The 19,056-nt window shown below is 67.8% G+C and carries 19 protein-coding genes; 10 read left to right on the top strand and 9 right to left on the bottom strand.

Features of this window, described 5'->3' with window-relative positions:
* Position 1 precedes the first annotated feature (1 nt).
* The 5 genes from ACYQ6W_RS20565 to ACYQ6W_RS20545 all read right to left on the bottom strand — a co-directional run bounded on the left by ACYQ6W_RS20565 (position 2) and on the right by ACYQ6W_RS20545 (position 5,078).
* Positions 2–781, bottom strand: a complete 780-nt coding sequence (locus ACYQ6W_RS20565) for an NTP transferase domain-containing protein (protein ID WP_459677934.1) — start codon at positions 779–781, stop codon at positions 2–4.
* Positions 778–1,935 (bottom strand): N-acetyltransferase family protein, encoded by a 1,158-nt coding sequence (locus ACYQ6W_RS20560; RefSeq protein ID WP_459677933.1) that lies wholly within the window; start codon positions 1,933–1,935, stop codon positions 778–780. Before ACYQ6W_RS20560 ends, ACYQ6W_RS20565 begins: the two co-directional genes overlap by 4 nt.
* Before the next feature lie 2 nt (positions 1,936–1,937).
* Positions 1,938–2,699, bottom strand: coding sequence for a sterol desaturase family protein (locus ACYQ6W_RS20555; RefSeq protein WP_459677932.1), 762 nt, complete (start codon positions 2,697–2,699; stop codon positions 1,938–1,940).
* Between the two features lie 85 nt (positions 2,700–2,784).
* Positions 2,785–3,846 carry an LptF/LptG family permease gene (locus ACYQ6W_RS20550; RefSeq protein WP_459677931.1) on the bottom strand — a complete coding sequence of 354 codons (1,062 nt, stop codon included), beginning with the start codon at positions 3,844–3,846 and terminating at the stop codon, positions 2,785–2,787.
* On the bottom strand, positions 3,843–5,078 hold the full coding sequence (locus ACYQ6W_RS20545; protein ID WP_459677930.1) for an LptF/LptG family permease: 1,236 nt from the start codon (positions 5,076–5,078) through the stop codon (positions 3,843–3,845). Before ACYQ6W_RS20545 ends, ACYQ6W_RS20550 begins: the two co-directional genes overlap by 4 nt.
* Before the next feature lie 221 nt (positions 5,079–5,299).
* Here ACYQ6W_RS20545 and ACYQ6W_RS20540 point away from each other — a divergent pair, with 221 nt between their 5' ends.
* A complete protein-coding gene (locus ACYQ6W_RS20540; protein ID WP_459677929.1) occupies positions 5,300–5,830 on the top strand; it encodes a DUF2141 domain-containing protein in 531 nt (176 codons plus the stop codon).
* On the opposite strand, the gene ACYQ6W_RS20535 is transcribed toward ACYQ6W_RS20540, so the two are convergent.
* Positions 5,824–6,738, bottom strand: a complete 915-nt coding sequence (locus ACYQ6W_RS20535) for a metallophosphoesterase family protein (protein WP_459677928.1) — start codon at positions 6,736–6,738, stop codon at positions 5,824–5,826. The genes ACYQ6W_RS20540 and ACYQ6W_RS20535 overlap by 7 nt on opposite strands.
* 86 nt (positions 6,739–6,824) lie before the next feature.
* On the opposite strand from ACYQ6W_RS20535, the gene ACYQ6W_RS20530 reads away from it, so the two are divergent.
* Both ACYQ6W_RS20530 and ACYQ6W_RS20525 read left to right on the top strand, forming a co-directional pair.
* Positions 6,825–7,715, top strand: a complete 891-nt coding sequence (locus ACYQ6W_RS20530) for a diacylglycerol/lipid kinase family protein (RefSeq protein WP_459677927.1) — start codon at positions 6,825–6,827, stop codon at positions 7,713–7,715.
* Complete coding sequence (locus ACYQ6W_RS20525) at positions 7,712–8,587, top strand: hypothetical protein (protein WP_459677926.1); 876 nt, start codon at positions 7,712–7,714, stop codon at positions 8,585–8,587. The genes ACYQ6W_RS20530 and ACYQ6W_RS20525 overlap by 4 nt, the downstream gene beginning before the upstream one ends.
* Positions 8,588–8,602: 15 nt before the next feature.
* On the opposite strand, the gene spt is transcribed toward ACYQ6W_RS20525, so the two are convergent.
* On the bottom strand, positions 8,603–9,814 hold the full coding sequence (spt, locus tag ACYQ6W_RS20520; protein WP_459677925.1) for a serine palmitoyltransferase: 1,212 nt from the start codon (positions 9,812–9,814) through the stop codon (positions 8,603–8,605).
* Positions 9,814–10,080, bottom strand: a complete 267-nt coding sequence (locus ACYQ6W_RS20515) for an acyl carrier protein (protein ID WP_459677924.1) — start codon at positions 10,078–10,080, stop codon at positions 9,814–9,816. The genes spt and ACYQ6W_RS20515 overlap by 1 nt, the downstream gene beginning before the upstream one ends.
* A 171-nt stretch (positions 10,081–10,251) precedes the next feature.
* Between ACYQ6W_RS20515 and ACYQ6W_RS20510 the strand changes: the two genes are divergently transcribed.
* The 7 genes from ACYQ6W_RS20510 to ACYQ6W_RS20480 all read left to right on the top strand — a co-directional run bounded on the left by ACYQ6W_RS20510 (position 10,252) and on the right by ACYQ6W_RS20480 (position 17,796).
* A complete protein-coding gene (locus ACYQ6W_RS20510; RefSeq protein WP_459677923.1) occupies positions 10,252–11,157 on the top strand; it encodes a glucosamine inositolphosphorylceramide transferase family protein in 906 nt (301 codons plus the stop codon).
* The gene (locus ACYQ6W_RS20505; protein WP_459677922.1) at positions 11,154–12,305 is read left to right on the top strand and encodes a hypothetical protein; all 1,152 of its coding nucleotides are present in this window, start codon (positions 11,154–11,156) and stop codon (positions 12,303–12,305) included. The genes ACYQ6W_RS20510 and ACYQ6W_RS20505 overlap by 4 nt, the downstream gene beginning before the upstream one ends.
* A gap of 187 nt (positions 12,306–12,492) precedes the next feature.
* Positions 12,493–14,040 carry a sugar ABC transporter ATP-binding protein gene (locus ACYQ6W_RS20500; protein ID WP_459677921.1) on the top strand — a complete coding sequence of 516 codons (1,548 nt, stop codon included), beginning with the start codon at positions 12,493–12,495 and terminating at the stop codon, positions 14,038–14,040.
* Positions 14,027–15,028 carry an ABC transporter permease gene (locus ACYQ6W_RS20495; protein ID WP_459677919.1) on the top strand — a complete coding sequence of 334 codons (1,002 nt, stop codon included), beginning with the start codon at positions 14,027–14,029 and terminating at the stop codon, positions 15,026–15,028. Before ACYQ6W_RS20500 ends, ACYQ6W_RS20495 begins: the two co-directional genes overlap by 14 nt.
* Before the next feature lie 86 nt (positions 15,029–15,114).
* Positions 15,115–16,143 (top strand): substrate-binding domain-containing protein, encoded by a 1,029-nt coding sequence (locus ACYQ6W_RS20490; RefSeq protein ID WP_459677918.1) that lies wholly within the window; start codon positions 15,115–15,117, stop codon positions 16,141–16,143.
* A gap of 66 nt (positions 16,144–16,209) precedes the next feature.
* Positions 16,210–17,004, top strand: a complete 795-nt coding sequence (locus tag ACYQ6W_RS20485) for a DeoR/GlpR family DNA-binding transcription regulator (protein ID WP_459677917.1) — start codon at positions 16,210–16,212, stop codon at positions 17,002–17,004.
* 33 nt (positions 17,005–17,037) lie between these two features.
* Entirely contained in the window at positions 17,038–17,796 is a 759-nt protein-coding gene (locus ACYQ6W_RS20480) for a GolD/DthD family dehydrogenase (RefSeq protein ID WP_459677916.1), read from the top strand.
* A 235-nt stretch (positions 17,797–18,031) separates the two neighbouring features.
* Here the strand turns inward: ACYQ6W_RS20480 and ACYQ6W_RS20475 are convergent, their stop codons facing one another.
* Entirely contained in the window at positions 18,032–19,054 is a 1,023-nt protein-coding gene (locus tag ACYQ6W_RS20475) for an LLM class flavin-dependent oxidoreductase (protein ID WP_459677915.1), read from the bottom strand.
* Between the last annotated feature and the right edge of the window lie 2 nt (positions 19,055–19,056).

Raw genomic sequence — 19,056 nt, 5'->3', positions numbered from 1 at the left:
TTCAGGCTGCGGCGCGCGCGGCCAGGGTTTTCTCGACGAGATCGAGATCCGCGGGCTTGTCGACGTCGATGGCCGCATCCGCGTGGGAGAGGGGGATGGCAGCCAGCGTGGCGCCCACCCGTCGGCTTAGAAGCCGGGCGGCCCCGTCCAGTGTCAAGAGCCGGAGCAGATAGGCGAGCAGCGCCCGGGGGCCGATGAGGCGCGCCATGGCCAGCGGCCGCTTGCGCTCATGCTCCAGCCGCCGCCAGAAGGCGACGGCGCTGGCGGCACGGGGGTGGCGGAGCAGAAAGAGGTTGCAGCCACTGAAATCCCCGTCGCGCAGCCGAATCCAGGTGCGGCGCGTCTCCGGGAAGCCGGCACGCACGACCTCGGCCCGAGCAACGGCCGCGATGGCATCGGCGCTTTGCGGCGCCTGCGCCAGGAAATCAGCAAGGATGGCGGGAGACAACAGGGCGTGATCCGCCGTCGTCACCAGAAGCGGGGTGCCGTAGTCGCGGAGTGCTGCGGCCACGCTCGCGGCCGGCGAGGCTTCGGCGCGGATCGTGATGACGTCCGCGGCCTCCGTGCGGCCGTCGAGCAGATCCGTCCTCTCGCAGGAGAGGATGATGCGGCCGACGGCGGGCGTCGCGCGCAGGGCGCGGATCACGCGCAGCAGCATGGGCGTGCCGGCGATCGGCAGCAGGGCCTTGTGCGAGACCTGGGCCGCGATCGCCATGGGATCGGCCGCGCCCTGCCGGCTGCCGGCCAGGACCAGGACGGTGAGAAACCCGGCTGCGCTCATGCGGCCAGCATCTTCTCGTAGACGCGGTAGGTTTTGTACTGCCGCCCGCCGATGGCTTCCGCCAGATGGCGCATGGGCGGGTTGTCCTCGAGAATCCAGGACATCTCGACATGGGTGATGCCGCGGGCCACCGCTTCCCGCCGCAGCGCTTCCACGACGTGCAGCGCGAGTAGTCGGCCGAGCAAGCCTTCGCCGTGCTGCTTGCGCACGCCCATCAGCGGCACCCGCCCGGTGCGCACGCCCGAGACCTTGAGACGCCAGAGCAGCTTGGCCCAGCCGAGTGGCAGCAGCTTGCCGCCGAGATCGCGGATGGCGGCATTGAGATCGGGCAGGCAGAGGCCGAAGGCGGCCGGCGCGCCATCCACGTCGGCGAACCAGATCAGCCGCTCGTGCAGCAGCGGCTTCATGGCCTTCGCCATATGGTCCACCTCGGCTTCGGTGATCGGCACGAAGCCCCAATGGGTGGACCAGGCATCGTTGTAGATGCTGACGAGGGAGGCGATGTCTTCCTTGAGGTGCGACATGCGCATGGGCCGCAGGGTGACGTTGGGCGGCAGGCCGCGCGCCACCATGGCCGCCGCACCGCGCGGCAGGGCTGCCTTGGCATCGACCAGATAGGCATAGAGATCGCGGATCTTGCTGTAGCCGAGGGCGGCCAGGCGCGCCCCCGCATAGGGCGGATCATGCGGCATCATCAGCATCGGCGGCGTGTCGAAGCCCTCGACCAGCAGACCCGATTCCTCGTTGATCGAGAGATTGAACGGGCCCTGCACCCGGCGGATGCCGCGCGCCGCGAGCCAGCTTTCGGCGGTGGCGAGGAGGGCGGCGAAGACCGCCTCGTCATCCACGGCCGCGAGCATGCCGAAATTGCCGATGGGGGCGGCCGGATCGGAGGGCGCCAGCCGGTCGATCTGCGCCGAGATCCGACCGACGTCCCTGCCGTCCCGGACGGCGAGCCAGAAGGCGACCTCGGCATGGCCGAAGAAGGGGTTGCCCTTGGGGGTGAGGGCGGCGACGCGTTCCGAGCGGAGCGGCGGAATGTACTGCGGGTCGGAGGCCATCAGCCGCTCGGCCAGCCGGATGAAGCGCATGAGCTTCGCGCGCCCGGTGACGAGCTGGATTTCGATGCCGCCGGCGGAGGATCTGGGTGTCATGGTCAATCGGCCTCCCCGAAGCGCGGCGGCCGGGCACGGGGCAGGCGGCCGGAGAGCCGGGCGACCCAGGGGAAACGCGCGGCTTCCCTCTCGTCATAGCCGAGATTGAAGGCGGAGGGAGAGCGTGGCCGCAGGCTCGCCTTCGCGTAATAGGTGCCGAAGGCACGGTCGACCCCGAACGAGGTGATACCGAAATTACCGGTTTCGTCATGGAAATGATGGGCGAGGTGCAGCTCTTTCATCCGCCGCAGCAGACGGTTGCGCGGCTTGATGTTCAGATGCTGCACGCAGTGGCAGAACTCGTAGAGGCAGGTGATGAGGAAACCGGCGGCAACCGCGGCGGCCGCGCCTGCCGCCGTGCCGCCGATGGCCCAGCCGAGCGGCACGAGGATGAGGAGGATGGTCGGCACCGTGTTGAGCGGCGAACCGAACAGCACGTCCATCCGGTGCGGGTCCTGGTGGTGATCGAAATGAATGCGCTTCCAGAGCGCCGCGGTGAAGCGTGAGCGGTAGAGCCAGCGGCCGTGCAGGATGAAGCGGTGGATGAGGTACCAGGCGAGCGGATAGGCGAGCACGGTCGCGAGAATGGCAGCCCCCTGCCTTAGGGGCGCGGTTGCATGGGAGACCGCATAGACGCCGGCGACGACGGCCAGCAGCAGGTAGAGATGCACCGCAGGATGGCTGGAATAGGCGCGGATCAAATCGGCGAGCGCCATGCGCCCGAGGTCGAAACTGCGTCCCTCTTTCCGCCAACGGCTGTACATTACAATCTCCTTACCATCTCGGATGGGGCGCATAGGCCGGAACTGTCAAGAAAAGATAAGGCTCCTGACCGTATAAATGTCATGCTCATGCCTCGTCCGCCTGCATCAGCCGCAGGATGGCGTAGGCGAGGAAGGTGACGGGCGCCAGCCATCCCGCGAGCCAGGGCGGCACCGTGCCGGACTGGCCGAAGGCCGCCAGGAGACCGGCGCAGACCAGGTAGCCCAGGCCGAGCGCCAGGCTCATCGCTGTCGCGCGGCCGTTCCCTTCCGACCGCGGCGGCGCCACGAGGACCGGCGCCGCCAGGCACAGCATGATGAATGGGGCGAAGAGCACTGCGAGCGCACCGTAGAGCGAGGTCCAGTCCGAGGCGCGGCCCTCGCTGCCCACCCAGCGGCCCTGCAGGATCTGGATCATCCGTTCGAAGGAGAGGCTGTCCGCGGGCCGCGCCAGGGCATCCATATTGGCGGCCGAGGGGCCTGCCGCCCAAAGATAGCCCGGCACCCGATGGCTGCGCGGGGCACCCGCGGTCGCGATCTCGGCCTCCGTCAGATGCCATCCGTCCGTCTCCGCCGTCGCGTGGGGCGCGGTGATGCGGGCGGTGACGTCACCCGTCGGAGACCGGGTGATGATCTCAACCCCGTCCAGGCTGCGCCCATCGGGGGAGACCGCGCCCACCGCCGCGACGTCCGGCCCGGCGCGGAGCCAGAGCTGGGCCGGGGCGGGCGCATCGGCGCCCGCGGGAACCAGCCGCGCCCACCAATCGGCGAAGGCGCGGTCGGCGCGCGGCGCGAGCTCGTTCTGCAGGCCGAACTGGACCAGGGCGAGCAGCAGGCAGGCGGGCAGCAGCGCCCCCACCATGTCGCCGAGGCTGAGGCCCGCGGCGCGCAAGGTCGTCACCTCCAGCCCCGCCGCAAGCGCCCGGAAAGCGAGCAGAGAGCCGATGAGCACGGCGAGGGGCAGCAGCTCTGCGACGATGGCGGGCAGCCGCAGCGCGATGAAATGAAGGATGTCCAGCACGCCGCCATGGGCGAAGATGGTGCCCGCCTTCTCGAAGAGTTCGAGCAGTTGCAGCATGGCGGCCAGCCCGGCGAGCGCGCCGAGGGTGCGGCCGAGAACCAGCCGGGTGAGGTAGCGGCGCAGGATCATCCGGCGCGAGACCCGAAGCGTGCGCTACGGCGCGTAAAGAGGCCCACGAGGCGATCCGTCGCCTCTTCCAGGCGGAGAAAGAGCGGGTCCAGCGGCCCTTCGCTGGTGGAGCGCCCGGCGCGGTGGAACATCCAGAGGCAGAAGGCGGTGAAGGCCAGGAAGATGCCCCAGAGCGGCAGGCGCGGATCGATCAGCCCGGCTGTGCCGAGGGCGGCGGTGAGCTGGATCGCGTGGTCGTAGAGGACGAGGATGAGCACGCCGACCAGGATGCCGTATTGCCGGCGCGAGCGCTTGGCCGAGAGGCCGATGGAGACCGCGAGCAGGGGCAGCACGGCCATGGAGAGCGAGCGCAGGATGCGGCTGTAGAGCTCCCCATCCAGCCGGCGCAGGGGTAAGGGCGGATTGGGCTGCAGGTGGGCGCGCCATAGCTCGTCGGTGGTCATCTCCCGCTCGTCGCTGCCGCGGCTGCGGAAGGCCCGCAGATGCAGGACGAAGGGGCGGGACAGCGTGGTGCTGTCGGCGGTGATGGTCTCGACCCGCCCGTCGGGGCGGATGACGAGGCGATGGCCCTCGTTGAGCGTCAGCGTCAGCTGGCCGCCGCCCTCCGTGAGCGCGAGCGTCCCGGTCTCGCCGCTGGTGATCTGCTCCCGCCCGTCCGGCAGCTGCTGGCGGACCAGGACATGGCGCAGATCGCCGCCGGGCGTCGCATCGTCCGCCGTCACCACCAGGTCCCGCCCGACATGGATGATCTGGCCGGGCGGGATCACGGCATCCCAGCCGCGTTCCGTCGCGGCCCACAGCGCGTCGCGATAGGCGTAGCGGGCATAGGGCTGGGCATAGCCGTAGAGGGCATAGGCGACGATGACGAGGCCGAGGCCGAGCAGCAGGAAGGGCCGGCTGATCCAGGCCATGGACAGGCCCGCGCTCTGCATCGCCTCCAGCTCGTTGCCGGCGCTGAGGCGCGCAACCACCGCATAGACGCCGATGAAGAGCGCGGCCGGCAAGGCAAGGCCGAGATATTGGGGCACGAGATCGAGCAGCATGTGCCCGACGGAGCTGGTGGGCACCCCGCTGTCCGCGAGCAGGTCGAAAAGGCGCAACAGCCGCTCCAGCAGCAGGGCGGGGAGGACGACCGCGAGGGTCGCGACGAAGGGCCGGGCGGAGAGGCCGAGCAGGTAGTATTCCAGCGTCGCCGCCGCGCGCTGCCGGCGAAATTCGGGAAGAAAGTGCAACAGCCTATCGTTCCGTCTACAGGCCAAGCCGGACTTGGCCGGACGCGGCGGGATCTCGGTCGAGGATGGTCGGATGCCTCATCATCGGGCGTCTTGATCGGATGTCTTGTCGCAGACAATGTGCCGGGCGGCGAGGGCGGACGCATATGCGCGCCGCGGCTGACAGTTATGTCCGGGTGCGCTATTGCGTCGCATTATCACGATGTCGAGAACTGCGCATCATGTTTCGTCCGCTCCCGCGACCCGCCAAGTCTCTGCGGCGGTGGTGCTTTCCCCGCTGGTTGCCCGTCCTGGCCCTTCTGCCCGCGCTCTTGCTCGGCGGCAGAGCCGCGCGGGCCGAACAGACGAGCCTCGCTTGCGACGCTCCCGGCGTCACCTCTGCCATGCCGCGGCTGGAGATGGTCGTCTCCCCGATCCACAAGCTCACAGGGGACATCACCTTCACACTCTATGGTGATGATCCTAAACGTTTTCTGGCCCATCACGGCAAGATCGGCCTGATCCGCGTCCCGGTGACCGGGCCGAGTGCCACCGGCTGCTTCGCGGTCTCCGCGCCAGGCACCTACGCGGTCGCGGTCTATGACGACGCCAATGGCAACCACCGCTTCGACCTGACGCTGGTCGGGCTGCCGGCCGAGGCGTGGGGTTTCTCCAACAATCCAAGTCTACTGTTGGCGCTGCCCGGCTTCCGCCAGGTGGCCTTCACCGTGGCGCCGGGGGTCAACCGCATCGCGATCCGGCTGCACTATTGAGCGGGGATCGCCATCTGCCAGTCGCCGATCGTGCGGAAGGCGCCGCTCTCGGGGTCATAGCGGCGGAGCAGGCTGTCGAGCCGCCAGCCGCCGGCCACGGCAGTCACGCGGTGCAGGTGCCAGCCGGCATATTCCGGGTGCGGACGCTGCGCGAGAGCGGCCGGCGCGCTGAAATGGGCGATCGGGCCGTGCGGGCCGACCAGTGGCAGCAGCCGGCTCTGGTGATGATGACCGGCGAGCAGCAGCTCGGCGCCATGCCGTGCGAGAACCGCGCAGAGCGCGGCGCGGTCGCGCAAGCCCTTGCGCTGGCCGCCCGGGCCCATCACCGGCGGGTGATGGATGAGGACGATGCGGAACAGCCGTTCCGCGGCAAGCTGGTCGAGCAGCGTGGCGAGACGCTCGAGCTGCGCAGCGCCGAGCGCGCCGGCGGCGGAGAAGACGCGCGTCTGGATTGCGGAGGAGAGGCCGACGAGCGCCACGGGGCCTCGCCTTTTGACGAAAGGAAACGCGGCAGTACGCTCCAGATTCGTTTCTTCCTGATCGGCGAACCAAGGCTGCCATTGACATAGACTCATCTGCCAGGGCAGGGTCGTTGTCATGTCATGATTACCGGGCACGACCGAAATCTTGGTCGGATCGCCGAAACTCTTCAGATAGCGCTGGGCGGCCACGAATTCCGCTGGATGGGCGAAGTTGGTGAGATCACCGGTGACAGCCAGATGGTCGGGCGCATGGTGCGCGATGTCCGCGCGCAGCGCCGCCTCCGGCTGCCAGCCATGGATGCGGTGTCGCTTTCTCCGCCAGGAGAGCACGGCGAGCGTCTGCTTGATGTGCCGTTGCCGAAACGTCAGGGCTTCCGCGGGTGGCGGCAGGTGGAGATCGGAGAGATGGGCGAGGCTGAACGTCATTGGGTAAGCTAACTTCCGCTCCCCCGGACCGCCGGAGGATTGGCTTCATCATCAACCCCCGAAGCCATGCCAACAAGTCCCACCCCGTGGATCTCGCGGCCATCGCGGCCCGCCACCCTGGGCTGCTGTGTGCGGCGCCTCCCGATCTCGAGGCGCTGGGCCAGGCTCTGGAGACCTTTGCCGACAACGGCGTCGACCTGCTCGTCATCTCGGGCGGCGACGGAACGCTGCGTGACGTGCTGAGCGCCTTCCCACGGGCCTATGCCGAGACGCCGCCTGAAATCGCGATCCTCTCTGCCGGCAATACCAACCTGGCGGCGCGGGTTCTGGGCAGTGCCGGCAGCGGCGCGGCGGCACTCGACCGGCTGATCGCCGCGGCGCAGGCGGGTCGGCTGCATCGCAAGAGCTGCCCCGTCCTGGAAGTCTCCTGGCCGGACGAGCCGGAGCGCCCGCCGCTGATGGGCTTCCTCTTCGGTGCCGGCGGCTTCACGGAGGCCAAGGCCGTGGCCAACCAAGCCGTGCGTCGCGGCGGGCTCAGCCACGGGCTGGAAGTGGTGGCGACCCTGGCCTTGACGCTGCTGCGCATGCTCTTCGGGCGCCAATCGCCCTTGCGCCAGGGCTGGGCAATGTCGCTCTCCGTCGAGGGGCGGCCTGCGGTTGCCGGGCGCCGCCTGCTCGTGATGGCGACGACGCTCGACCGTCTGATCTTCGGCCTCTGGCCCTTCTGGGGCAGGGGGTCGGGCGGCATCCGCTGGCTCGACATCGCGGCGCCGCCGCGGCGGCTGGTGCGTGGCCTGCTCGCCATGGCGCTGCGCCGCCCGCGCCCCTGGATGGTGCGGGGCGGCTACCGGTCCGGCCGGGGGGATGCCATTCGGCTGACGCTCGACCAGCCCTTCATCCTGGACGGCGAGGCCTTCGATGCGCGTGCCGGCGTGCTGCTGTCCATCGCCGGGCGCGTGACGGTGGTGGCGCCATGAGCGAGGCTGCGAGCGAGGCGTTGCGCGATCTGGTCGCTGCCGAATTGGCGCGGCCCGCGCCCGCAGGGCTCGAGCGGCTGGTGGACGAGGTGCTCGCGGCGCATGGCGCGGCCGTGCGCGCGGTGCTCTTCTACGGCTCTTGCCGTCGCACGGGCGATCTCTCCGGCCTCGTCGACCTCTACGTCCTGTATGACACTGCGCGGGATTTCCATGGCGGCGCGATCGCAGCGCTTGCCAACCGGTTGCTGCCGCCCAACGTCTCGCTGCTGCGTGCGGATGGGCTGCGCGCGAAGGTCGCCACCCTGTCGCTGCGGCAGTTCCAGCGCCGGGTGCGGCGCGACGCGATCGACACCACGATCTGGACCCGTTTCGCCCAACCCTGTTCGCTGATCTATGTCCGCGATGAGACGGCGCGCCGCGCGGTGACGACGCTGGCGGCGGAAGCGGCCCGCACCGCGCTCTTCTGGGCGCGGCATTTCACCCCCGACGCCACGACGCCCGCGGCGCTGTGGCAGGGGCTGTTCGCGCAGACCTATCGGACCGAATTGCGGCCGGAAAGCAGCCGCCAGCCCGCCCATCTCTACGAGACCAACGCCGCCTGGTTCGATGCTCTGGCGGCGGCATCACCGGCCGAGGCCGCGACCCTGCCGCGTGGCGGCTGGGCGCTACGCCGCATCTGCGGGCGGCCGCTCAATCTCGCACGGCTCGCCAAGGCAGCCTTCACCTTCACCGGCGGTGCCGACTACATCCTGTGGAAGGTGCAGCGCCACGCCGGCATCCGGCTGTCGCTGAGCGACTGGCAGCGGCGCCACCCGCTGCTCGCAGCGCCCGGCGTGCTGTGGCGGCTCAGGCGGGCCGGCGCGCTGCGGTGAGCGCGCCGCGTAGACTCAGCCCTCGGCGCCGACGAGGGACGGCGTCAGCACCCCTAAGTCCCGACCGACGGACACGATCGTCTCGATCGCAAAATCGATATCCGCATCGCTATGGGCCGCGCTGACGCTGGTGCGCAGCAGCGCCTGGCGCTCGGGCGTCGCCGGTGGCAGCGCGAGATTGACGTAAAGCCCACGTGCCAGAACCTGGTTCCAGAAGGCGATGGCGAGTTCCGTCGAACCGAGGCGAACGCCCACGATGGGGCTGACCGTCGGGCCCAGACGGAAGCCCGCCGCTTGCAGGCCGGCATAGAGCCGGGCGGCATTGCGATTGAGATGGGCGCGGAGGTCGGGCCGTGCCTCCAGAACCTCCAGCGCCTGGGTGACGCCGGCCGCGACGCTGGGCGGCAGCGAGGCCGTGAACATGTAGCTGCGCGCCGTCAGTCGCAGCGCCTCGAACCCGTCCAGGCTGGAGGCGAGGAAACCGCCGATGCTGCCGAGGCTTTTGCTGAAGGTGCCGACGACGAAATCGACATCCGCTTCGACGCCCACCTGCTCCGCGAGACCGCGCCCATGATCGCCGAGCACGCCGAGGGAATGGGCTTCGTCCACCAGCAGATAGGCGCCGGTCTCGCGCTTGACGGCGGCGAATTCAGCGAGCGGTGCGACGTCGCCCAGCATGGAATAGATGCCTTCGACGACGATGAGCTTCTCACCCGGCCGGTCGGCCAGATGCCGGAGCCGGCGATACAGATCATCCGGGTCGTTGTGGCGAAAACGGGTGACGGTCGCATCACTCAGCCGCGAGCCGTCATAGATGCTGGCATGGCTGTCGGCATCGAGCAGCAGTTGGTCGTCCCGCCCGGCCAGCGCCGCGAGCGCGCCGAGATTGGCCTGGTATCCGGTGGTGAAGACCATTGCATCGCGGCGCCCCAGGAAGCGGGCGATCCGCCGCTCCAAGGCGCCATGCACGCCATAGGTGCCATTGGCGATGCGCGAGCCGGTGGTGCCGGTGCCTTCCGCCTGCAGCGCGGCCGTCGCTTCCGCGACACAGCTCTCCTCGAAGGTGAGCCCAAGATAGTTATTGGTGCCAAGCAGGAGCACGGGCTTGCCGGCAAGCTCGGCCCGTGTTGGCGACAGCACGCGATCGAAGGCGACGTTGAAGGGATCGGCGCCGGTGGTGCGCAGGCCGCCGAGTGCGCTCGCGAGCGCCGCGTATTTTCCGAGCATCAGGGCGCGACCACGGCCGGTTCCGCACCGAGAGCGCGGGCGAGATCCGCGACGGTCGTGATTTCGGCGACTTTTTCGAGTGGAATGACCGTGTCGAAGGCGGTTTCCAGCTCCATGATGAAATCCATCACGGCGATGGAATCGAGGCTGAGATCACGCATGATATGGGTTTCCGGCGTGATGGCGGCGGCCATTTCGGGCGTCACCCCTTCGAGGTTTCGGGCGATCCCCACGATCTGCTGGATCACCTCTGCTTCGCTGGCCACTCTCTCACTCTCCGTCGTAATGGGCTCTGCACGATTTGCACGGCGCAGACAGCATGACACTCTATCACAGAAGCCTTCTACCACGCATGCGCGTGATCAACAGCATCATGGGCGCATGGCTCAGGCTCTCGCCGCTGTGTGGTGAGATCGGCCCGCAAGGAGAATGACGACATGCTGCGGCCGATGGATATCTGGCGCCCCGCAATCATCCGCAAGCCCATCGACAGGGTCTGGCGAGATGGGATTGACGAGGCGTCCCTGCAATGGCTGCCCGCGCTGCCTGCCGGCCGCTTCCGGGCCGACCCCTTCGGCCTGTGGCGCGGGGGCCTGCTTCATCTTTTCGTCGAACGCTTCGACTATCAGCGGCGCGGCGGGTGGATCGAAGTGCTGATCTACGATGCGGACCTGCATCTGCGGGAGGCGCGGCCGGCGCTGCGCGCGCCCTGGCATCTTTCCTATCCCGTGGTCTTCGAAGCCGAGGGCGAGACCTGGATGCTGCCCGAGGCCTTTCAGTCCGGCACGCTCACCCTGTACCGGGCGCGGCACTTTCCCGACCGGTGGGAGGCTGCCTGCACGCTGCCGTTGGATGGCCCGGCGATCGACGCGACGCCCTTCCATCACAACGGGCGGTGGTGGCTTTTCTATGCGCCGTCGCACGGCAAGGTTGCAAAGCAGAGCCATCTGCACCTCGCCTGGGCGGAGCGGCTGACCGGACCCTGGACGGTGCATCCCGGCAATCCCGTGCATGTCGACCGGAGCAGTGCGCGGCCGGGGGGGACGCCCTTCATGAGTGACGGCCGCCTGCTGCTGCCCGTGCAGGATTGCCGGGGTACCTATGGCGCCGCGCTCCGCTTCCTCGATATCACGCGGCTGGATGAGACCGGTTTCGCGGCGACCGCGCAAGACGGGCTGCGGCCGGTGCCCTGGATGGCGCCCTATCGCGACGGCATGCACACGCTGTCCGCTGCCGGCCCCGTGACGCTTGTCGATGCGAAATGGATGGATACTTCGATGACGGCCAAACTCGCGCGGCTCTGGGGCATTGCCAAACAGAAGGCCGGGCGGCGCGCCGCATGAAGATCGGCTTCCTCTACAACCACGACAGCATTCACCAGATCCCGCATACGGTGCCGGTGGCGGCGAGCCTCGCGCGGCGTGGGGTTGCGGTGCATGTGCTGACATCGAGTGCGGCGCAGCGCGAGACCGTGGCGGCCTTGTGGCCTGCGGGCGTGCCGGTGCTCTTTCGCGACCTCGCTTTGCCGTTCGGCAGCCGCATCGCCGACCAGGCGCTGCGGCACGTGGCGCCCTTCAAGCGCATCGCCATCCTGCGCTCACATGCTGCGAGCTTCCGCGCGTATGACGCGCTGGTGGTGCCGGAGACGACGACGACCCTTCTGCGCACGCGCTTCGGCGTGACCGACCTGCCGCTCATCTACATTCCGCATGGCGCCGGAGATGGCGCGGCCGGCTTTCAAGCGGTGACCCGTCAATTCGACCTCGTCCTGCTCTCGGGCGAGAAGGTGAGGGACCGCATGCTGAACGCAGGCCTGGTGCGGGAAGGGGGGTATGCCGTCATCGGCTATCCGAAATTCGACCTGACGCTGGGCCGGACCGCTGAGCGGTTCTTCGACAACGATCTGCCGACCGTCCTCTACAACCCGCATTTCAACCCGCACATCTCCTCCTGGTATCCCTTTGGCCGAGCGGTGCTGGAGTGGTTTGCGCGGGACCCGCGTTACAACCTGATCTTCGCGCCGCACGTGATGCTGTTCCAGCGGCTGTTGCACACCTCGCTGATTCATCGGCGGATGGGCTGGCGGGGTGGCCTGCCACGACGCTTGCGCAATCATCCACGCATTCGCATCGATACCGGCAGCCGTCGTTCGATCGACATGAGCTACGTGCACGCGGCCGATCTCTATCTGGGGGACGCCTCGAGCCAGATCTATGAATGGATCTCCCGCCCGCGGCCGGCGGTCTTCTTCAACACGGACGGGCCGGAGCGGGCAGCGAGCCCGGATTTCCGCCACTGGGCACTGGGCCAGGTGATCGACGGGATGGCGGCGCTGCCCGCCGCTTTGGCACGGGGCTTGGCGGAGCCCGACGCTTGCGCGGGAGCCCAGGCCGCGGCCTTCGGTGAAACCTTTTCCGTGACCGGGACGCCGGCGGGGGAGCGAGGGGCGCAGGCGATCCTCGACTTTCTCGGGCGCCGGCGCCGCGTGTGATGGCGTCGCGCGTTATGTGACGAATATCTCAAATACGCCGTTTTCCCGATTGCGGACCGCCGGGCATGTGATAATTTGATCTCAACGAAGGGGTCGAATCCCGAGGCGCGCTTGCGCGCCGATGGAGTGGAGGAACGGGAATGCAGCCGGTCAAGAACGGTCATGCGCAGCCGCGAAAGCGCCGGGCGTGAGCGCGGCTCTGTCATCACAGGCGAGCAGCGACGCCGCGGACATCGTGGTCGATTGCAGCCGTCTGACCAAATCCTACGAAGGCGTGCCGGTTCTGCGCGACATCTCCGTGCGTTTCGCGCGCGGCACGGTGAATGTCCTGGCGGGTGAGAACGGTGCCGGCAAATCGACCCTCTTCAAGATCATCTCCGGCCAAGTGCATCCCGATTCCGGGCAGCTTGCGCTCTTTGGTGAGCCGATCCGCCGTTTCGATGCGCGCCACGCCCAGGCGCTCGGTGTTTCGATCATCCCGCAGGAGCTTGCGCCGATCCCCGACATGAAGGTCTGGCAGAATCTGATGATCGGGCGCGAGAAGAGCAGTGGCTTCGGCCTGCTGCGCCGCCGCCAGATGGTGGAGGAAGCCGCGGCGATGATGGAGGGCGTGGGCCTTTCGGTCGATCCCACGCTGCCCATGAAACGTCTCAACGTCGCGACGACGCAGATGATCGAGATCCTCAAGGCGACGTCGCGCCAGGCGCGGATCATCCTGATGGACGAGCCGACCTCCTCCCTCAGTGGGCGGGAAGTGGAGCAGCTCTTCCGCGTCATCCGCCGGCTGCGCGCGGATGGCGCCTGCATCCTCTACACCAGCCACCGGATGGAAGAGATCGAGGAAATTTCGGACACCGTCGCCATCATGCGCGACGGTGCCATCATCCGCCACGCGCCCACTAAGTCGCTCACCGAAAAGCAGATCATCGCCGACATGGTGGGGCGGGAAATCACCGAACTCTTCCCCGATCGCACCGTCACCGAAAGCACCAAGCCCGTGCTCGAGGTGCGCGATCTGCAGGTGCATGGCTATAAGTCATCGGTCTCCTTCACCGTGAAGGAGGGCGAGATTCTCGGCCTTGGCGGCCTCGTTGGCGCCGGGCGCAGCGAGATGCTGGAAGCGATCTACGGCATGCGCCGCGCCACCGGCCAGGTGTTGCTGGACGGCAAGCCGCTCCGCCTCGGCCATATGCAGGAGTCGATCCGCCGGGGCGTCGCCATGGTGCCGGAAGACCGCAAGCTGTCCGGCATCCTGACCTCGCTCTCCATTCTCGACAACGTCACCCTGCCGCATCTCGATTCCTTCACGAGCGCGGGCGGCGTGCTGGAAAACGGCAAGCGCCGGACGCTCTCGCTCGATGTGCTGAAGCGCACGCGGGTCGCCTATGCCTCGCTGAACCAGAAGGTGGGCCATCTCTCGGGCGGCAACCAGCAGAAGGTGGCGCTGGCCCGATGGCTCGTCACCGGCACGCCGCGGCTCCTCATCCTCGATGAGCCGACGCGCGGCATCGACGTCGGCGCGCGCAGCGAACTCTATCGTCTGATCAACGATCTCGCGGCGCAGGGGGTGGCGGTTCTGCTCGCCTCCTCCGACATGCCGGAACTGATCAACCTCAGCCACCGCGTTCTCGTCATCCGGGAAGGCGGCATCATGGGGGAATTGAAGAAGAACGAGCTGGAGCAGGAAGCGATCCTGCGGCTGGCGATGGGAAAGTCGACCAATGCAATCCAATAGTGTCTCGCCCGAGGCCGTTTCCGCCAGCGGCGGCCGCGGCTTCTCCGCGCCGCAGATCGGACGCTTCGCGCTGCGCTATGCGCTCGTCATCATCCTGGCCGTCTTCCTGGTGACGCTCGCGATCTCCAACGAGTCCTTCCTGACGCTCTCCAACATGAACGTCATCCTCATCCAGGTGGCGGGCAATGCGCTGCTGGCGACGGGGGCGACCTTCGTGATCCTGACTGGCGGTATCGACCTCTCCGTGGGCTCGATCGTCGGCCTCGCCGGCGTGGTGGCCGCGCTCTTCGCGCAGAATGACGGTGCGCTGACCTGCGCCGAGGCGATTGGCCTCGGCGTGCTGGCGGGCGCCGCCATCGGCGCCTTCAACGGTCTGCTGGTGGCCTTCGCCCGGGTGCCGCCCTTCGTTGCGACGCTGGGCAACATGACGGTCGCCTCCGGCCTTGCCTTCGTCGCGAGCGACGGCCAGCCGATCTCGGGCCTGTCGGATCAGTTCCTGGCGCTGAGCGGCACGATCTATGGCATTTCGATCCCCGTCGCCGTCATGGTGGTGGTGGTGCTGATTGCCTGGGTCATCCTGGCCCGCACCAAGTTCGGCATGCATATCTACGCGGTCGGCGGCAATCCGCATGCGGCACGCGTCGCGGGCGTCAATCTGCGCGCCAACCGCTTCGCGGTCTACACCATCTCAGGCCTGCTCGCGGGTGTCGCCGGCGTCATCCTGGCCGCCCGCGCCACCGCCGGCATCGCCACCAACGGCACGGGCTACGAGCTGAATGCGATCGCCGCGGCGGTCATCGGCGGTATCAGCCTTGCCGGCGGCCGCGGCTCGATCATCGGCACCGTCTTCGGCTTTCTGATCATCGGTGTGCTCGACAACGGCCTGAACATCATCAACGTCTCGCCCTTCTACCAGCTCATCGTGAAGGGCCTGATCATCATCGGTGCGGTCTTCATCGACAGCCTCGTCAACCGCGGGGACGACTGACCCCGCCGCACCCGACCCATCCGCATCCGCGGCCCGGGAGGGGCTGCGGATGCCGGCCGCCACCACGGCAATAACGGAGGAAACCCATGCCGTCCAAGTTCGTCAAAACCCTGCTCGCGGGCGCCGCGATCTCTTTCGGCGTCGCCGCCAGCGCACCGGCTTTCGCCGATGCGAAGAACCCCGTCATCGGCTTCACGGTCTATGACATGTCCTCCTTTATCTCGCTCGGTAAGCGCGGGGCGGAGAAGGTGGCGGACGCCAACCACGCGAAGCTGCTGTGGAACAGCGCCGGCATGGATGTGAATGCCCAGATCTCGCAGTTCCAGCAGTTCATCAACCGCAAGGTGGACGCCATCATCGTGGCGCCGGTGAACTCTGCGACGCTGACGCCGCAGATCAAGGCCGCGAAGGAAGCTGGCATCCCGGTGATCGTGACCAACCTGACGGCGAGCCCGGATGCGACCCCCTACATCGCCTCCTATGTCGGCCCGGATGACGTGAAGGCCGGCGCCAACGAGGCGAAGCACATGGTCGCGGCGCTCGGCGGCAAGGGCAATGTCGTGATCCTGCAGGGGCCGCTCGGCCAGTCCGGCGAAATCGACCGCACCAAGGGCATCAAGGACGTGCTGGCGCAGAACCCGGACGTAAAGGTGCTGGCGATCCAGCCCGGCAACTGGGCGCGCAACAAGGCCTACAGCATCATGCAGGACTGGCTGTCCCGCTACGGCAACCAGATCAACGGCGTCATCGCCGAGAATGACGACATGGCGATCGGCGCCATCCAGGCGCTGAAGGAAAAAGGTCTGGCCGGCAAGATCCCGGTCACCGGCACGGACGGCATCAAGGACGGCATGCGCGCCGTGCGCGATGGCACCGAGCTCGAAAGCAACCTGCAGGATGGCCCGCTGGAACTCGGCATGGCCGTGCAGGTGGCGGTGAACAAGATCCAGGGCAAGCCGATCCCGGCGAACGCCATGTTCATCATGCCGGAACTGACCAAGGCCAACATCGAGCACTACTATTCGCAGATGTACGGCAATTTCGACGCCTTCCTGAAGACCCTGCCCGAGCTGATCAACCAGAACCTCGCCTCTGGCGATTACGGCCACCAGTAAGGCAGACTAAGATCGCGGCCCTCGCCTGTGAGGGCCGCGGTCTCTGTCGACGAAGCGGGGTCTGCCATGGGTGAGGACAGTCAGCGGGGCCGGGGCGTCGACGATCGGCGCCATCGCATCCTGCAACTGCTGCTGCGGGAGACCTCCGCGCAGGTCGACGAACTGGCCGAGCGCTTCGGCGTCAGCCGCATGACCGTGCATCGCGATCTCGATGCCCTTGCCGAACAGGGCTTCGTTCGCAAGGTGCATGGCGGGGCGCGCGTCAGCTCGCTCCATCTGGTCGAGACGGAATTCGTCCAGCGCGGCACCATGGCGGTGCCGGAGAAGCGCGCCATCGCGCGGGCCGCGGCGGGGCTGGTGCAGCCGGGCCAGATCGTCGTGATCGACGATTCCAGCACCTGCACCTTCCTGGCCGAGGAGTTGGCGGCGCTCGAGCCGCTCACCGTCATCACCAACGGGCTCGGTCCGCTCGAACGCCTGCGCAGCGGCCAGGGCAAGACGGTGATCTGCCTCGGCGGCACCTACAAGCAGCATTACCACGGCTTCTTCGGCCTGGTCTGCGAACAGGCGACGCAGAATTTGCGCGCCAACACCGTGTTCATCTCGGCACAGAGCGTCTGGGAGAATACCGTCTACCATCCGGAGGAGGAGGTGGCGAAGAGCAAACAGGCGATGCTCGCCATCGCCGACCAGCGGGTGCTTCTCGTCAACAGCCAGAAGTTCGGCGCGACCGCCCTGCACCGCGTCGATGCGGTGGCGGAGTTCGACGTCGTCATCACCGATTCCGGTATTTCACCGCAGGACCTGAGCAAGCTGCATGAGACGCGGCGCGCGGTCATCGTCGCCGACGTGCAGCCATAGACCGCGATCCTGTCCGATCCCAAGGGAACAAGCATGTCGAGCAGTCTCACCAAATTCTATGATCTGACCGGCCAGGTCGCCATCGTCACCGGCGGCGCCCAGGGCATCGGCCTTGCCATCTCCACGTTGCTCGCGGAGCAGGGCGCGCGCGTCGTCATCGTCGACCAGAACCCGCAGGTCTCGGAGATTGCCGAGGCGCTGGGCAATGAGAGCTACGGCCTGGCTGTCGACGTGCGGGACGACGCCGCCGTGCATGCGGCGGTGGACGAAATTGCCGGCGAAAATGGCCGCATCGACATTCTGGTCAACAACGTCGGCATCGCGCCCATCGCCCCGGCGACGGATTTCACCATCGCCCGGTGGGATGCGACCTTCGCCATCAACCTGCGCGCCGCCTTCCTCTTCTCGCAGGCCGCGGGTCGCCACATGATCGCGCGGAACTATGGCCGCATCATCAGCATGGCCTCCCAGGCGGCGCTGGTCGCGCTCGACGGTCATATCGCCTACACGGCGAGCAAGGCCGGCATCATCGGCATGAGCAAGGTGCTGGCGCTCGAATGGGGGCCGCATGGCATCACCTCCAACACCATCTCGCCGACGGTGGTGAACACGGCCATGGGGCGCGAGGTTTGGGCGGGCGAGAAGGGCACTGCCTTCCGCGCGAAGATCCCGGTGGGCCGCTTCGGCGAGGTCGAGGAAATCGCCCATGCCGTGCTCTATCTCGCGAGCGGCGCTGCCGGCCTCATCAACGGCGAAAACCTCGTGGTCGACGGCGGCTATACGATCGCGTGATGGCACCCACCCGTCGGGGGTGCCGCGACGGGTAGAGCCCCGTGACAAGCACGGGGATGACGATGCGTGGAATGCGCGGTCAAAACCCGATCCGTCCATCAGGTCGTCATGCCCGGCTTTATGCCGGGCATCGACCCGTCGGGGCGCCGCGATGGGTAGATCCCCGGCTCGGGGCCGGGGATGACGGCGAAGGAGGAGCGGGGTGACGGTGAAGGCGCGGCGCGGATGACGTGTTTTATCGCCAGCCGAGAGCCGGCGCGACGTAGGTGAGAATCGCCTCGATGACATGGGCGTTGTACTCCACGCCGAGCTGGTTCGGCACGGTGAGCAGCAGCGTGTCGGCCTCGGCGATGGCTTCGTCCGTGCGCAATTGCTCGATCAACTGATCGGGTTCGGCGGCGTAGCTGCGGCCGAAGATCGCGCGGGTCTTGTCGTCGATGAAGCCGATCTGGTCCTCCTCCTTACCGCCGCGGCCGAAATAGGCGCGGTCCATGTCGTTCACCAGTGCGAAGATGCTGCGGCTGACGGAGACGCGCGGGGTGCGGGTATGTCCCGCCGCCGTCCAGGCCTCCCGGAAGGCCCGGATCTGCGCCGCCTGCTGAATGTGGAAGGGCTCGCCGGTTTCATCGTCCTTGAGCGTCGAGCTTTGCAGGTTGAGGCCGAGCTGCGCTGCCCAGACGGCGGTGGCGTTGGAGCCTGCGCCCCACCATAGCCGGTCGCGTAGACCTTCCGAAATCGGCTCAGGCCGCAGCAGGCCCGGCGGGTTCGGGAACATCGGCCGCGGATTGGGCTGCGCGAAGCCTTTGCCGCGCAGCACGTCGAGCAGCACTTCCGTATGGCGGCGACCCATGTCGGCATCCGTCTCGCCCTCGGCCGGCGCGTAGCCGAAATAGCGCCAGCCATCGATCACCTGTTCGGGCGAGCCGCGGCTGATGCCGAGCTGAAGGCGGCCGCCGGAGATGAAATCCGCGGCACTCGCTTCCTCCGCCATGTAGAGCGGGTTCTCGTAGCGCATGTCGATGACGCCGGTGCCGATCTCGATCGTCTTGGTGCGGGCGGCGACGGCGGCGAGCAGCGGGAAGGGTGCCGAGAGCTGGCGCGCGAAATGGTGCACGCGGAAATAGGCGCCATCGGCGCCGAGCGCCTCGGCGGCGACCGCGAGGTCGATCGACTGCAAGAGCACGTCGGCGGCCGAGCGCGTGCCGGATTGCGGCGAGGGGGTCCAGTGGCCGAAGGATAGGAAACCGATCTTTTTCATCG

The organism is Acidisoma sp. 7E03, assembly GCF_054665075.1.
The sequence above is the reverse complement of the archived record's forward strand: the minus strand, read 5'-3'. Positions and strand labels throughout refer to the sequence as shown.